A 14795-nucleotide genomic window follows, 5' to 3' on the forward strand; every position below is an offset into this window, starting at 1 on the left:
GCTACGTAGCTTCAGTTGCCGTGCAGAAAGTCAGCCACCACCCGTGGCAACTGTCCTGGGTCCATCAGGAAAGCGTCGTGTCCGTGCGGACTGTGCAGCTCCCAGTACTCGCCGTAGGGCAGGGTCGTTACTGAGTCGCGCACTTCACGGGCGGTGTAAAGCAGGTCGCTGGAGATTCCGACCGCCAGCACCGGGGTGCGGATGGCCCGCAGTTCACGCTCGGTCGGCTGAAAGGCGTCCATCGCCTGGGTAATGGCCAGGTAACTGGTTTCGGAGAAGCGGGCGGCCAGCTTTTCACCGTGGCTCAGCAGGTAGCGCACCACCGGCTGTTCACCGCTGGCACGGTGCGGCTGACGCTGGGCGAGGCTTTCCGGGCTGCGGTAGCTGAGCATGGCAATTTGCCGGGCCACCTTCAGCCCTTCGCCTCCCGGAGCCAGGGCAATCGCGCTGCGGGCCGCCGTGTTCAGCCCTACGGCCCAGGGCGAATGCCGCGCCGGAGCGGCCACAATCACTGCTCTGTCCACCATGTCCGGGTTCTCCAGCAGCCAGGCGTAGGCCAGCATGCCGCCCATGCTGCACCCCACCACCCTGACCCGCCGTACCCCAAGGTGCTCCAGCAGGGCGCGGCCGGCGCGGGCCATGTCACGCAGGGTCAGCGTGGCACCGTCCGGAAGGTCCTCCGGGCCGCTGGAGCCGTTGCAGCCCCCCAGTACGTTGCCGCAAACGATAAAGTCTCGGCTGGGGTCCAGTGGGCGGCCCACCCCCAGAAAGTCCGGCCACCAGGCGTGAACGGCGCTGTCACCGGTCAGGGCATGCAGCACCAGCACCGCTTCCTCCGCAGGGCGGCCATAGGTGTGGTAGTTCACCTGAATGTCGCTGACGGCCAGGCCACAGTCGAGCAGCAGGGGCCGGTCACGGAACAGCCGCACGTGCGCGAAGGACACCTGCGAGCGCACTGCTGCCGCCTGCACCATCGGGGATTCGGAGTAGTCGTAGTCAAAACTGTGGTCCGCCGTCATCGCTGGTCCTTTCCGGTCATGCCTGCCCCAGCTGCATCATTGTCCCCGCAGGGCCTGGGCAAAGTCGGCCTGGATATCTGAAATGTGCTCGATGCCCAGCGACACGCGCACCAGTCCTGGGGTCACGCCGGCAGTCCGCTGCCCCTCCTCGCTGAGCTGCGAGTGGGTGGTGCTGGCCGGATGAATGGCCAGGGTGCGGTTGTCGCCCACATTGGCCACATGCTCGGCCAGCTGCAGCCGGTCAATCAGGGCACGTCCCGCAGCCACGCCGCCGCCCAGCTCGAAAGTCAGCACACCGCCGAAACCACGCGGCAAATACTGCCTGGCCCGCTCATGGCTGGGATGCTCCGGCAGTCCCGGGTACGTGACCCGTTCCACACCAGGTTGCCCACGCAGCCACTCGGCCAGGGCCTGGGCATTGTGGGCCTGACGCTCGGCCCGCAGCGAAAGGGTCTGCACCCCCTGGATAAACTGCCAGGCCTGCTGCGGGGCCAGGGTCGCGCCCAGGTCTCGCAGTCCCTCAGTGCGGGCACGGATGGAGAACGCCACGTTGGGCAGGCCCAGAGCGTTCCCCTCGCCAAAGGTGTCCCAGAAGTTCAGGCCGTGGTAACTGGGGCTGCCTTCGCTGAACAGTGGATAGCGCCCGTTGCCCCAGTCGAAATTGCCGCCGTCCACGATAATTCCGCCAATTCCGTTGCCGTGCCCGCCAATCCACTTGCTCAGCGACTCCACCAGGACATTGGCGCCGTGCAGCAGCGGCTGGCAGTAGTACCCGCCGGCTCCAAAAGTGTTGTCCACCACCAGGGCGACGCCGTGTTCACGGGCCACCGCCGCCAAGCCGGCGAAGTCAGGCACGCTCAGCGAAGGGTTGCTCAGCGTTTCTACGTAAAAGGCGCGGGTCCGGTCGTCGGTCAGGGCGGCGAACTCTTCGGGGCGGTCCTCGGCGGAAGTAAAGCGGACCTCGATGCCCAGGCGCTGCAGGGTCACCCGGAACTGGTTGGAGGTGCCGCCGTACAGATTGGGCGAAGACACGATGTTGTCGCCGGCCTGCGCCAGCGTGGTCAGGGCCGTGAGCTGCGCCGCGTGCCCGCTGGCCACCGCCACGGCGCCGCTGCCGCCTTCCAGGGCAGCGACGCGTTCTTCTAGCACCGCATTGGTGGGGTTGGTCAGGCGCGAGTAGATGTTGCCGAACGCCCGCAGCGCGAACAGGTCTGCGGCGTGCTCCGCCGACTCGAACACGTAAGAGTTGGTCGGGTAGACCGGCACCGCCTGGGCACCGGTGGCAGGGTCGGGACGCTGGCCCGCATGCACCTGCAGGGTCTCGAAATGGGTCATATGTTTTCTCTCCTGGAAGGGTTCAAGTTCCGGAGGGCCACAAAAAAAGCCCTCTGCCGGGAGAGGGATTTAGAGGCCTGATGGGATAACGCGAGTACGAACATCCGCCAAGATTTCAGCCTTCCCTCATCGGTCCTGCGCGGCGGGTCATCGTAACCCTGCGCGGCAGGCTGGCCGGAGCACCGTGGGCGAAATGAGGCCCTGGTTGCCGCGCCGTCAACGAGCCAGTTCTCTCGGGCGCTTCTGAATGAGGCTCCTGAACTTGCGGGAGCTGAGTGCAACCCTAGCAGGGGGACCGGAACTTGTCAAACGCTCGGGGTACGCCGCTCAGCAACTGCGAAATGTCGCTCCCAGCCCCATTTCTGTGCCGCTGTGGCCCAGCGCTTGACGCTGTCCCCCTGCTGCCCCCTATAGTGTTCTACGAGTACGGACAGCAGGGGCCCTTCCCTGCCCGCGCATGACCCACCTGCCTTTCCTCGTGCCCCACGACACGAGGAGAAGACCATGACCACAACCTTATATACCCCCCGCATTTCGGTGGAGCTGGTTCCCCGCACCCGGGAAAGCCTCCAGGCCGAGCTGGACGAACTGCGCCGCCTGTGGCCCGCCATTACGGCCGTCAACCTGCCGGACCTGGACCACCTGGAGCTGGGCTCCTGCGAGAGCTGCGCGCTACCGCAGGCCCAGGGCCTCAGCCGCATTCCGCACCTGCGGGCGTCGCGGATTGCTCTGGGCGATGTCCCGCAGGTGCTGCGGCAGCTGGGCAGCCTGGGAGTGAGCGAGGTGCTGGTGGTGCAGGGTGACCCCCCCACCGACGGACGCCCCGTGCAGTCCACCACCAGCCTGGAGCTTATCCGCGCTCTGAAAGCCGCGCAGCCGGACCTGACCGTTCATGCCGCGCTGGACCCCTACCGCCAGAGCCTGCAAGATGAGCAAACCTATGCCCTGCGCAAGATTGAGGCCGGAGCTGCCAGCCTGTTTACCCAGCCGCTGTTCGACACCCGGCTGATGGAAGTGTTCGGGGAGATGCTGCCTGGCGTGCCGATTTACTGGGGGCTGACCAACGTGAGCAGCGAGCGCAGCCGCAACTACTGGATCAGGCGCAACCGCGCCGTGTTTCCGGCCAGCTTCGAGCCCACGCTCGACTGGTGCACCGACTTCGCCCGCGAGGCCGTGCAGCATGCCCAGAGCACCGGCAGCCACCTGTACTTCATGCCGATTCGCACCAGCCTACGCGACTTCCTGGGCGCCGTATTTCCCCCGGCCGGCGGTGGCGTAGACCCCGAAGGTCAGGAGCTGGGCGCAGCAGCGCTGGCCGCAGCTGGCCATCACCGCCGGCAGGCCGGGGCCTTCTCCTAGAGCCCCCTGGCCTGCTTCCGGACCGGACCGGTGGACTCCAGCTACGGACCCATACGAGCAGTAAGCAGCAGGCGGCCACCCCGAAGTGGCCTCCTCTCTCCCATTCCCCCTTTCCGCCCCGCCCTCTCCCCCGCCGAACAGGACCGCACCATGACCTACACCCCTCCTACACCTGCCCAGCCGCCCCTCACCGCACAGCCCAGTCTGGCTGCACACCCGCTGCACCGCGCCCTGCAGGAGCGCATCCTGATTCTGGACGGGGCGATGGGCACCATGATTCAGCGTCACCGCCTGACCGAAGCCGACTTCCGGGGCGAGCGACTCAGGGACCATCCCCTGCCGCTCCAGGGCGCCAACGACCTGCTCACACTGACCCAACCACAACTTATCGAGGAGATTCACGCCGCGTATTTCGGGGCGGGCGCGGATATCGCGGAAACCAACACCTTTTCCAGCTCGCGCCTGGGCCTGGCGGAATACGGGGTAGACGACCTGATCTACGAGCTGAACGTGCAGGGCGCCCGGCTGGCCCGCCGCGCGGCCGAGCGCTACAGCACCCCCGAGCGGCCGCGCTGGGTGGCCGGAGCCATCGGCCCGACCAACCGCACCGCCTCTATGTCGCCGGATGTGAACCGCCCCGGCTTCCGCGCCGTGACCTTCGACGAGCTGGTCAGCAGCTACAGCGAGCAGATTCACGGCCTGCTGGACGGCGGCGTGGACGCGCTGCTGATAGAAACTGTGTTCGATACGCTCAACGCCAAAGCTGCCCTGTACGCCGCCGAGGAAGTGTTCGGCCAGCAGGGCCGGCAGGTGCCCATCATGGTGTCGGGCACCATCACCGACGCTTCGGGGCGCACCCTGTCGGGGCAGACGCTGGGGGCTTTCCTGGCGTCCATCTCGCATCTGCCGCTGCTGTCGGTGGGGCTGAACTGTGCGCTGGGCCCGGCCGAGCTGCGCGGCCATGTGCAGGAACTGTCGGCCAGCACGCCCTTTTTTACCAGCGCCTATCCCAACGCCGGCCTGCCTAACGCCCTGGGCGGCTACGACGAAACCCCGCAGACCATGCTGGACGTGATGGACGAGTGGCTGGAGCAGGGCTGGGTGAACATCGTCGGCGGCTGCTGCGGCACCACACCGGAGCACATCCGCGCCTTTGCCGCAGCGGCGCAGCGGCGCAGCCCCCGCGTGCCCCCGCACCCTTCCGGCCTGCCCACCTATGCCGGCCTGGAAGTGCTGACGCTACGGCCCGAATCCAACTTCCTGAACGTGGGCGAGCGCACCAACGTGACCGGCTCGCGCCGCTTCCTGCGCCTGATTCGTGACCGGCAGTTCGACGAAGCGCTGGACGTGGCCCGCGAGCAGGTGGAGGGCGGCGCCCAGATGATTGACATCAACATGGACGAGGCGATGCTGGATTCGCAGGAAGCGATGGTGGAATTCCTGAACCTGATCGCCTCCGAGCCGGACATCGCCCGGGTGCCCATCATGCTGGATTCCAGCCGCTTCAGCGTGATTGAAGCGGGGCTGAAGCGGGTGCAGGGCAAGGCCGTGGTCAACTCCATCTCGCTGAAGGAGGGCGAGGCCGAATTCCTGCGCCAGGCCGGCGTGCTGCGGCGCTACGGGGCGGCGGCGGTGGTGATGGCTTTCGACGAGCAGGGCCAGGCCGACACGCTGGAGCGGCGCATCGCCATTTGCCAGCGGGCCTACACGCTCCTGACCGCCCACGGCTTTCCGCCGCAGGACATCATCTTCGACCCCAACATTTTCCCGGTGGGCACCGGCATTCCCGAGCACGACCGTTACGCGCTGGACTTTTTCGAGGCGGCGCGCTGGATCAAGGCCAACCTGCCCGGCGCCCTGGTCAGCGGCGGCGTGAGCAACGTGTCGTTCTCGTTCCGGGGCAACTCGGCGGTGCGTGAGGCGATGAATGCGGCCTTCCTGTACCACGCCCGCCAGGCCGGGATGGACATGGGCATCGTGAACCCCAGCACGCTGGAGGTCTACAGCGAAATCGAACCGGAGCTGCTGGAGAGGGTGGAGGACGTGCTGCTGGCCCGCCGCCCCGACGCCACCGAACGGCTGCTGGAATACAGCGAACACGTCGCAGGCGGAGCGGCCAAAAAAGAACGCGACCTGAGCTGGCGTGAGCAGCCGGTAGCCAAACGGCTGGAACACGCCCTGGTGCGCGGCATCACCGAGTTCATCGTGGAGGACGCTGAAGCGGCCCGCCTGGAGCTGGGAGGCGCCCTGAAGGTGATTGAAGGCCCGCTGATGGACGGCATGAACGTGGTGGGCGACCTGTTCGGCAGCGGCAAGATGTTCCTGCCGCAGGTGGTCAAGTCCGCCCGCGTGATGAAGCAGGCGGTGGCGCACCTGGAACCCTACCTGCAAGAGGGCCAGGGCCAGCGCCAGAGTGCCGGGCGGGTGGTGCTGGCGACCGTGAAGGGCGACGTGCACGACATCGGCAAGAACATCGTGGGGGTGGTGCTGGCCTGCAACGGGTTCGAGGTCCACGACCTGGGCGTGATGGTTCCTGCCGAGCGCATTCTGGACGAAGCCGAGCGGCTGCAGGCCGACATCATCGGGCTTTCGGGTCTGATCACGCCCAGTCTGGACGAGATGGTGGGCGTGGCCGAGGAAATGCAGCGCCGGGGTCTGGGGGCGCGCAGCGGCGGCCTGCCGCTCTTGATCGGCGGAGCCACCACCAGCCGGGTTCATACCGCCGTGAAAATCGCTCCGCAGTACGGCGGCCTGACGGTGCATGTGCTGGACGCCAGCCGCAGTGTAGGGGTCACGGCCCGCGCCATCAGCGAGCAGGAGCGGCCGGGCCTGGCCGAGGAAGTGGCCGAGCAGTACGCCAAAGCCCGCGAGCAGTTCGCGCAGCGCGGCGAGCGCCGGCAGATTCTGCCGCTGGCACAGGCGCGGGCGGGCGCTCCTCAGCTGAGCTACGCGCCGGTCCGGCCCAGTTTCCTGGGGGAGCGGCCGGTCACTTTCAACTTGAAAGACCTGCTGCCCTTCATTGACTGGACGCCCTTTTTTATCGGCTGGGAGCTGGCCGGGCGCTTCCCGCAGATTCTGGACGACGAGGTGGTGGGAGAGCAGGCCCGCAGCCTCTACACCGACGCTCAGCAGGCACTGCGTGACTTGGTCGAAGGTGGCCGGCTGGAGGCACGCGGCGTGGTGGGCTTCTGGCCCGCCGAGCGGCGCGGCGACGACGTACAGCTGTTTACCGACGATACCCGCCGCGAAGAAGGGGCCACCCTGCACACCCTGCGGCAGCAGGGGCAGCAGCGTGAGGGCCGCCCCAACCGCGCCCTGGCCGATTTCGTGGCGCCGTCGGGCGACTACATCGGTGGGTTCGCGGTGGGTATTCACGGCGCCGAGGAAATCATCGCCGGGCATAAGGCCCGCCACGACGACTACGCCGCGATCATGACCGGGCTGCTGGCCGACCGCTTGGCCGAAGCCTTCGCCGAGGCGCTGCACCGGCAAGTGCGCCGCGAGCTGTGGGGCTACGCTCCGGACGAGGAGCTGAGCAACGACGACCTGATTCGCGAGCGTTATCAGGGCATTCGCCCGGCGCCCGGCTACCCGGCCTGCCCCGACCACACCGAGAAAGGCACCCTGTTCCGCCTGCTGAACGCCCGTGAACTGGCCGGATTGGACCTCACCGAAAGTTACGCCATGACCCCGCCCTCGGCCGTATCGGGCCTGTATTTCGCACACCCGGACAGCGGTTATTTCGGGGTGGGCAAGCTGGGCACCGACCAAGTGGAGGACTACGCCGCCCGCAAAGGCTGGAGCGTGGCAGAAGCCCAGCGCTGGTTGCGGCCCAACCTGGCGGAGTAGGGCCGGGGAGCCAGCAACCTGACAGAGCAGGAGCCTGCCGGAGCAGCTGCTACAGTAATTCCCCATGACGCAGCGGGCACAACAGGGAAAAACATGGGGCGCGGTGATGCTGATTGCCGGAACGACGTTGGGAGCGGGGATGCTGGCCATGCCGCTCACCACGTCCAGGGCCGGCTTCGGCCTTACGGCGCTGGGGCTGGTGGCGGTCTGGGGACTGACCTATTACACCGCGCTGATGTTTCTGGAGGTCTACCGCTACCACTCGCCCCAAGAAGGCTTTTCGACTCTGGCGGACCAGGCCCACGGCAAGCCGGCGCGGTTTGCCGTCACGGCCGCTATTTTGCTGTACATGTACGGCCTGATGGCCGCCTACACCAATGAGGGCGGCAACCTGCTGTCGCGGCTGCTGGGCCTGGGCCATACGCCGGGCGTGCTGGTCTACACAGTCTTGTTCGGCCTGGTGGTCAAGCAGGGTGTGCGCGGGGTGGACGGCGTGAACCGCTGGCTGTTCCCGGTGCAGCTGCTGGTGTTCGGCGGGCTGCTGGCGCTGATGCTGCCCCGGGTCAGCCTGGGCCACCTGAGCGCCCCGCCGCAGGAGCTGGGGCTGACGCTGTCTATCCTGCCAGTGTTCGTGACCGCCTACAGCTTTCATGTGGTGCTGCCGTCCATCGCGGAGTTCCTGGACAACGACCCGGCCGAGCTGCGCCGCGCCGTGCTGTGGGGCACCGGCATTCCCCTGGCCGCCTACCTGGTGTGGCAGCTGGCCATCCACGGGCTGATTCCGCAGGCCCAGCTGAGCGGCCTGACCTCGCTGGGCGAGCTGAGCGATCTGGTCACGGCGGCCACCGGCAACCGCTTGCTGGGCGGCGGCATGGACCTTTTCGCCGGACTGGCACTCACCACGTCGTTTCTGGGAATCGGCCTTTCGCTGACCGACAGCCTGCGCGACAGCTTTCCGGGTATCGCCCGCCGGGGGGACCGGCGCGGCTGGCCCATCATGCTGCTGACGCTGGTGCCGCCGGTCCTGGTCACGCTGCTGGTACCGGGCGCCTTTGTGGTGCTGCTGTCCTACAGCGGGTTGATGGCGGTCATTTACAGCATTCTGCTGCCGTTCGTCCTGGTCCGGCACGCCCGGAGGCAGGGGCAGGACATCCAGCTCCCGGGCGGACCGGCCCTGCTTTGGCTGGTCCCCCTGGTAGGCATCCTGCTGCTGCTGGTCCCGCTGCTGATGGGGCTGGACCTGCTGCCGAAAGTCAGCGGCTGAAAGCGGCTGAGGCGGCGACCTAACGCAGCGCCGCCTCCAGTTCCGGTAGGCTCAGGCCGGCAGTGGGGGCGTCCAGCACGGTTTCCCCCCCGCGCAGGGCCATGACCCGCTCGCCCAGGGCCAGTGCTTCTTCGAGGTGGTGGGTCACGAACACCACCGTGACGCCCCGCTGCCGCCAGATGTCCAGCAGTTCGGCACTCAGGCGCTCGCGGGTCGCCACGTCCAGCGCGCTGAAAGGCTCGTCAAGCAGCAGGACGCCGGGACGGGTCGCCAGGGCACGGGCCAAGCTGACCCGCTGGCGCTGGCCGCCGCTCAGTTCGTGGATACGGCGCCCGCCCAGGTCCGGCAGTCCCACCAGCGCCAGGCTGTCCTGCACCCGGCGGTCCTGCTCGGCGCGTGGCAGTCCGCGCAGCCCGAACCGCACGTTGCCGCCCACTGTCAGCCAGGGAAACAGCGCCGCTTCCTGCTGCACCAGCGTCAGCCGGGGGTGGGGTCCGCGCAGCAGCGTGCCGTCCAGCCGAATCTCGCCCTGCTGAGGCGACAGGAACCCGGCCAGCAGCCCCAGCAGGGTGCTTTTGCCGCTGCCCGAAGGCCCCACCACACTCAGGAACTCGCCCGGCACCACCCGGAAGTTCAGCGGTCCGGCGCCGCTGCTGGCCGTTGCCTGACCAGTGCGGTAACGGTAAGCGACCTCCTGCAAGCTCAGCTCAGCGCCGTCCTGCGTAGAGCCGGGGAACAGCACAGGTTTGGGGCGGGTCATGCGTTCACCTCCAGGCCATAATCGCGCCGCACGCGGGCCTCTGTCCGGCGCAGCAGGGCATCGAACAGCCCCCCAATCAGGCCGATAATCAGGATGGTGGCCAGCACCAGCGCCACGTTGGCGGTGTTGCGGCCCACTTCCAGCTGTTCGCCCAGGCTGCCGGCCCCGGCAATCAGCAGCTCACCGCCAATCAGGGCACGCCAGGCGAAACTCCAGGCGGTACGCAGACCGCCGAGGACACTGGGCAACGCTGCCGGCAGCAACACCCGCAGGGTCAGCGCCGGTCCGCTGGCGCCCAGAGTCCGTCCCGCCACCCGCAGCGCCGGAGGCACATTCAGCAGGGCGCCCGACACAGCCAGCGCCACCGGAATCAGGGCTTCCAGAATCACCACCGCCAGTACCGCCCGCTCGTTCAGCCCGAAAAACAGGATGGCAAACGGCACGAAGGCGATGCTGGGCACGCTCTGAATACCGGTCAGATACGCACCCAGCGTGGCCCGCAGCGGCGCCCAGATGCCCATCAGCACGCCCAGGCCGCCGCCCACCAGCAGGGCCAGCGCGTAGCCGGTCAGCACCCGCCGCAGGCTGCCCAGCACCGAAATCATTAGCTTGCCGTCCTGCGGGCCGGTGCCCCACAGCCCATAGCTGATTTCGGCCCACACGGCACTGGGGCTGGGAAACACGTAAGGCGGGTACAGCCGCAGCCCATCGGTCACCAACCACCACGTGCCCAGCAGCAGCAGCAGTCCGCCCAGCTGCCAGGCGAGAGTACGGCTCAGGACGGCCCGGCGGCCGGCCGGGTGAGCAGCGCCGGGACGGGAGGAGTCAGCAGGAGATATGGGTTCAGTCATGGACACGTCCGGGGAAAGGGGAAAAAAGGGAAAGGGTGAAGATATGGCTTGCAGTGATAATAGATATAGTGCTAAACCATACCCCATCCCCGGCCCGCTGTACAGTGGCGGCCTTCCGGGTTCCGTGTCCACTTCACCCGAGTTCTCCGACCCGACCAGGAGGTTTCCCATGACCGATGCCCCATTCCGCTTCCGCGCCCCACTGAGTCCCCCACGCCTCGCACTGGGCCTCCTCCTGACGGCTCTGCTGGCCGCCTGCTCACCGCAGGGCGGGAACAGCGCCGCCTCCGGCACTGGCACTTCCGGCACTGGGACTGCCAGCACTTCTGGCACCTCCAGCATGGCCCAGACCGGGCAAACGGGCCAGGCGGGAGCGGAAGCCACCGCCCCCGAGCTGCGCCTGGGGCTGTTTCCCAACGTGACCCACGCCGCCGGCCTGGTGGGCGTGGACCAGGGCCTCTTTACCAAGAGCCTGGGCAACACGGCCCTGAAGGTGAGCCACTTCGCCAACGGGTCGCAAATCAACGAGGCGTTCGCCGCCGGCACGCTGGACGCGGCCTACGTGGGGCCGGGCCCGGCCATGAACGCCTTTATGCAGGGAGTGCCGCTCAAGATTTACGCCGGCGCAGCCAACGCAGGCGCCGTGCTGGTGGTTCAGCCGGACAGCGGAGCGCAGTCGGTGGCCGACCTGGCGGGCAAAAAGGTCGCCGTGCCTACCCGTGGCTCCACCCAGGACATCAGCCTGCGGCACCTGCTGCACGAGAACGGCCTGAAGACGGCCGACGAGGGCGGCGACGTGACGGTGGTGCCCATCAACCCTGCCGACATGCCTGCCGCGTTTGCAAGCGGGCAGGTTGAAGCGGCGCTGGTGCAGGAGCCCTGGGGCGCCGTGCTGGAAAATCAGGGGGCCCGGCTGCTGGTGGACGAGAAAGGCATCTGGGCGGGCGGCGACTACACCACCACCGTACTGGTCGTCAACCGTGAGTACGCCGAGCAGTACCCCGGCACCCTGCGGGCCCTGCTGGGGGCCCACCGGCAGGCGGTCGCGTTCGTGCAGGACCAGCCGGACGAAGCCCGCGCCGCCGTGACCCGGCAGCTGGAGGAAATGACCGGCAAGCGCCCCAGCGACGCGGAACTGCAAAAGGCCCTCAGCCGCACGCAGGTGACCTGGGACATCAACGCAGACACCCTGGCCGAGTACGCCGCGCTGAATCAGGAAGCCGGCTTCTCACGGCAGGCGCCGGACCTGGGTGAGCTGCTGGACCTGAGTGTGGTCCGCAGCCTGAACGAGTAAACCGAAAGCGCACCCTGGGGGCAGGCCGTGGAATCCATCCTTACGGCCTGCCCCGGGGTGCTTAGTGGCGGCGCTTGTGCCAGCTGCGGCGCAGAGCCAATCTCAGCTCCCGCAGCGCCGGGCCGTAGTGACGGTTGATGACCTCGGCCAGGAAGCGGGCGAGCGGCGGGTTGGCGGTCAGGCCAGGGTTCATGTTCATGGCCCGCAGCGGCAGTTGGCGCAGGTTATGCGCCGAATTCATGCTGGCCCCGGTATCGCCTACCAGGTCGCGCTGATGCCACACCAGCACCCGGAACAGCCCACTGGCGAGCGGATGTTCCTGCATGGCGTCCAGCGGGGTGTTGGCGGTATAGCTGCCGGTGCGGTAATCGCGGTTGTCCGGGAGTGGGCGGCCGTACAGCGCCTGGAAATCGGAGCGGCTGACCCGCAGCGGAAAGCTGAGCCGGCGGTAACTGGCAGGGAGGGTGCCGCCGCCAGGCTCCTGCTCGTACCTGAGGGTTTCGCCAGCCACCTGCACGCGGTACTGCACCCGGATATCCCGCGACGAGGCACCGATGCGCACCTGCCACTCGCCGGCCTCGGTGCGCCAGCGTCCCCAGAAGGGGTCGTAGTGGGCGAAAGCGCGGGCGGGAAGGGTCAGGGTCACGTCCTGGGACTCGCCAGGGGCCAGCTCGGCGCGTGCATAGGCTGCCAGCGCCTGCCCAGGCCGCAGCACTGCCGAGGTTTCCTGCGGCCGGTGCAGGTACAGCTGCACGACCTCGGCGCCGGCGCGGCTGCCCACATTGGTCACGGTCAGGGTGACTGAGCGGCCATCGGCGGCAGGCCGGGCGTCCGAGTAGCGGAACTGGGTGTAGCTCAGGCCGTGCCCGAAGGGAAACGGGACAGGCGCCTGCACTTCAGGGCGGTCAAAGTAGCGGTAGCCCAGCAGCAGGCTCTCGCGGTATTCCACCGTGCGGGGGCCGCCGGGGTACTGGTCGCTGGAAGGCCAGTGCTCCAGCTGGGCCGCCCAACTTTCGGCCAGCCGCCCGCTCGGGTTGGCGGCGCCGCTCAGCAGAGCAGCGACGGCACTGCCGCCCGCCTGCCCACCCAGGTAGGCGTTCAGGATGGCGGGCACCCGCTCGGCCCAGGGCAGCTCTACCGGAGCCCCGCCCTGGACCACCACCACCAGCCGGGGGTTGGACACCAGCAGCTCCTCGATCAGGGCGTTGTGGCTGGCCGGCAGGCCCAGATGCTGACGGTCGATGCCTTCCACCTCGAACGCTTCGGGCAGACCCACGAACGCCACCACTACGTCGGCCTGTGCTGCCGCCTGCGCCGCTTCGGCCAGCAGCTGCGGGTCGCTCTGGTCGCCGGCACGCGGATAGCCGGCCGAGTAGGTGACCTGCGCGGCGCCGAACGCTTCCCGCAGGGCGTCCAGCGGAATGTCCAGCCGGCGTGGCACCAGCTGCGAACTGCCCGCTCCCTGGTAGCGCGGCTGCGCCGCAAAAGCCCCCACCACCGCCAGCCGCCCGGTGTCCGGCCGCAGGGGCAGCAGCGGCGTGCCGTCCAGCCGGTCGTTCTTGAGCAGGACGCTTCCCTGCACGGCCGCCTCGCGGGCCAGGGCGTGCGCCGCTTCCGGGTCGAAAGGCTGCTCGGCCGCCTGCGCCGTGTCCGCACGGGCGGCCAGCTGCAGCACGCGGGCAGCGGCGCGGCGCAGCTCGGCTTCCTGCACCCGGCCCTCTCGCAGCGCCACCTCCAGAGCGGGCGCGGTCAGGGCCGGCACACCGGGCATTTCCAGGTCCAGCCCACTGTGAAACGCAGCCGCCCGGTCGCTGACGGCGCCCCAGTCGCTGACCACCAGGCCGTCGTAGCCCCACTCGCGGCGCAGGATGCCCTGCAGCAGCCGGGGCGACTCGCAGCAGTAGCGGCCGTTCACGCCGTTGTAGGCCGCCATCACGGTCCAGGGGCGGGCCCCGCGCACCGCTTTTTCGAAGCCGGCCAGGTACAGTTCGCGCAGCGCCCGCTCATCCACCACCGCGTCAATGGACATGCGCCGGTATTCCTGGTTGTTCGCCACAAAATGCTTGAGGCTGGCGCCCACGCCCTGGCTCTGGATACTGCTGACCCAGGCGGCCGCCAGGTCACCCGAGAGCAGCGGATCTTCAGAGAAATACTCAAAATTACGCCCGCACAGCGGCGACCGCTTGAGGTTCAGTCCCGGCCCCAGCAGCACGTCTACCCCCTCGGCGCGGGCCTCGCGGCCCAGCATCTCCCCCACTGCCCCCACCAGCGCCGGGTTCCAGCTGGCCGCCAGTGCCGAAGCGGTGGGATAGCAGGTGGCCGGCGCGCTGTTGTTCAGGTCCGACCGACTCTGGTCGCCCAGCTGACGGCGGATACCGTGAGGGCCGTCGGTCATACGCAGCGCCCGTGCGCCCCCGGCCGCCTGGGTGTGCCAGTAGTCGCGGCCCGACAGCAGGGCCAGCACCTCGGGCAGCGGCAGAGCCTCGGCGCGGCGCAGGCAGCTCTGGAAATCGGGGGTGGGTGGGGAGGCGGCAGGGGGCGTCTGGACCATATCCCAGCAGTGTACCGGGGGGCCTCTGACCACGTCTGTCAGGGCCGGCCCAGAAGTCGAGTCGGCCGTCAGGACGGGGCTGCGGTAGGGCGTGCAGAGAGGCATAGAGCAGTGGCCGGGCAGGCTACAAGAAGCCGGAACGCACCGCAGTGAACAGGCGCCAGCCGGACGCTAGCCCTTGACACTTCCGGCGAAGAGCTACTACACTCCCCTTTCAGACCCCCATACGTGGGTCGCAACCTTTATCCAGAGCGGTGCAGGGAACTGGCCCGATAACCACCGCAGCAACCGGCCCTCATTACGGCCACGGTGCTCCGCCAGCCCGCGTGAATCACGATGTGAAGCGACGGGAACGATAAGGGAAGGGGGCTTTCCCTCGCCTGCGGGCGGGGAAGCCAAGCGAGAACACACAGCGTTCCCTTCCGAGTTTCAACGCCCAGGAAAGGGAACGTTCTTTTTTACCCCACTGGCCCTGCCTCTGCTCAGGCCCTGCTGGTGGCCCTCCGTTCCGCT

General features: G+C 68.2%; 9 protein-coding genes and 2 riboswitches. Of the genes, 4 read left to right on the top strand and 5 right to left on the bottom strand.

Annotation, left to right across the window (positions count from 1 at the left end; all coding sequences use genetic code 11):
• Positions 1-11: 11 nt before the first annotated feature.
• Together DEIPR_RS11515 and DEIPR_RS11520 are read right to left on the bottom strand one after the other, a co-directional pair.
• Complete coding sequence (locus DEIPR_RS11515) at positions 12-1019, bottom strand: homoserine O-acetyltransferase family protein (protein ID WP_013623132.1); 1008 nt, start codon at positions 1017-1019, stop codon at positions 12-14.
• 36 nt (positions 1020-1055) lie between these two features.
• Positions 1056-2354 (bottom strand): O-acetylhomoserine aminocarboxypropyltransferase/cysteine synthase family protein, encoded by a 1299-nt coding sequence (locus DEIPR_RS11520; protein WP_013623133.1) that lies wholly within the window; start codon positions 2352-2354, stop codon positions 1056-1058.
• A gap of 123 nt (positions 2355-2477) precedes the next feature.
• A riboswitch (SAM riboswitch) is annotated at positions 2478-2608 on the bottom strand.
• A gap of 250 nt (positions 2609-2858) precedes the next feature.
• On the opposite strand from DEIPR_RS11520, the gene DEIPR_RS11525 reads away from it, so the two are divergent.
• The 3 genes from DEIPR_RS11525 (at position 2859) to DEIPR_RS11535 (ending at position 8826) form a co-directional block, all read left to right on the top strand.
• Positions 2859-3713 (top strand): methylenetetrahydrofolate reductase, encoded by an 855-nt coding sequence (locus DEIPR_RS11525; RefSeq protein WP_013623134.1) that lies wholly within the window; start codon positions 2859-2861, stop codon positions 3711-3713.
• 150 nt (positions 3714-3863) lie between these two features.
• The gene (gene metH, locus DEIPR_RS11530; protein WP_013623135.1) at positions 3864-7562 is read left to right on the top strand and encodes a methionine synthase; all 3699 of its coding nucleotides are present in this window, start codon (positions 3864-3866) and stop codon (positions 7560-7562) included.
• 64 nt (positions 7563-7626) lie between these two features.
• Entirely contained in the window at positions 7627-8826 is a 1200-nt protein-coding gene (locus DEIPR_RS11535) for an amino acid permease (RefSeq protein WP_013623136.1), read from the top strand.
• A gap of 19 nt (positions 8827-8845) precedes the next feature.
• On the opposite strand, the gene DEIPR_RS11540 is transcribed toward DEIPR_RS11535, so the two are convergent.
• The gene (locus DEIPR_RS11540; protein WP_013623137.1) at positions 8846-9586 is read right to left on the bottom strand and encodes an ABC transporter ATP-binding protein; all 741 of its coding nucleotides are present in this window, start codon (positions 9584-9586) and stop codon (positions 8846-8848) included.
• Entirely contained in the window at positions 9583-10437 is an 855-nt protein-coding gene (locus DEIPR_RS11545) for an ABC transporter permease (RefSeq protein ID WP_013623138.1), read from the bottom strand. The genes DEIPR_RS11540 and DEIPR_RS11545 overlap by 4 nt, the downstream gene beginning before the upstream one ends.
• A 169-nt stretch (positions 10438-10606) precedes the next feature.
• On the opposite strand from DEIPR_RS11545, the gene DEIPR_RS11550 reads away from it, so the two are divergent.
• Positions 10607-11731, top strand: coding sequence for an ABC transporter substrate-binding protein (locus DEIPR_RS11550; RefSeq protein WP_013623139.1), 1125 nt, complete (start codon positions 10607-10609; stop codon positions 11729-11731).
• Between the two features lie 61 nt (positions 11732-11792).
• Here DEIPR_RS11550 and DEIPR_RS11555 read toward each other — a convergent pair whose 3' ends face one another.
• Entirely contained in the window at positions 11793-14282 is a 2490-nt protein-coding gene (locus DEIPR_RS11555) for a glycoside hydrolase family 3 C-terminal domain-containing protein (RefSeq protein WP_169310707.1), read from the bottom strand.
• 239 nt (positions 14283-14521) lie between these two features.
• A riboswitch (SAM riboswitch) is annotated at positions 14522-14644 on the top strand.
• The last annotated feature ends 151 nt before the right edge of the window (positions 14645-14795 follow it).

This window comes from Deinococcus proteolyticus MRP (assembly GCF_000190555.1).
In the GTDB taxonomy this organism is placed as follows: Bacteria; Deinococcota; Deinococci; order Deinococcales; family Deinococcaceae; genus Deinococcus; species Deinococcus proteolyticus.

Bases quoted from the DNA above. Each gene is read 5' to 3' on its own strand.
- DEIPR_RS11515 (WP_013623132.1), bottom strand. From the start codon at position 1,019: ATGACGGCGGACCACAGTTTTGACTACGACTACTCCGAATCCCCGATG.
- DEIPR_RS11520 (WP_013623133.1), bottom strand. From the start codon at position 2,354: ATGACCCATTTCGAGACCCTGCAGGTGCATGCGGGCCAGCGTCCCGAC.
- DEIPR_RS11525 (WP_013623134.1), top strand. From the start codon at position 2,859: ATGACCACAACCTTATATACCCCCCGCATTTCGGTGGAGCTGGTTCCC.
- metH (WP_013623135.1), top strand. From the start codon at position 3,864: ATGACCTACACCCCTCCTACACCTGCCCAGCCGCCCCTCACCGCACAG.
- DEIPR_RS11535 (WP_013623136.1), top strand. From the start codon at position 7,627: ATGACGCAGCGGGCACAACAGGGAAAAACATGGGGCGCGGTGATGCTG.
- DEIPR_RS11540 (WP_013623137.1), bottom strand. From the start codon at position 9,586: ATGACCCGCCCCAAACCTGTGCTGTTCCCCGGCTCTACGCAGGACGGC.
- DEIPR_RS11545 (WP_013623138.1), bottom strand. From the start codon at position 10,437: ATGACTGAACCCATATCTCCTGCTGACTCCTCCCGTCCCGGCGCTGCT.
- DEIPR_RS11550 (WP_013623139.1), top strand. From the start codon at position 10,607: ATGACCGATGCCCCATTCCGCTTCCGCGCCCCACTGAGTCCCCCACGC.
- DEIPR_RS11555 (WP_169310707.1), bottom strand. From the start codon at position 14,282: ATGGTCCAGACGCCCCCTGCCGCCTCCCCACCCACCCCCGATTTCCAG.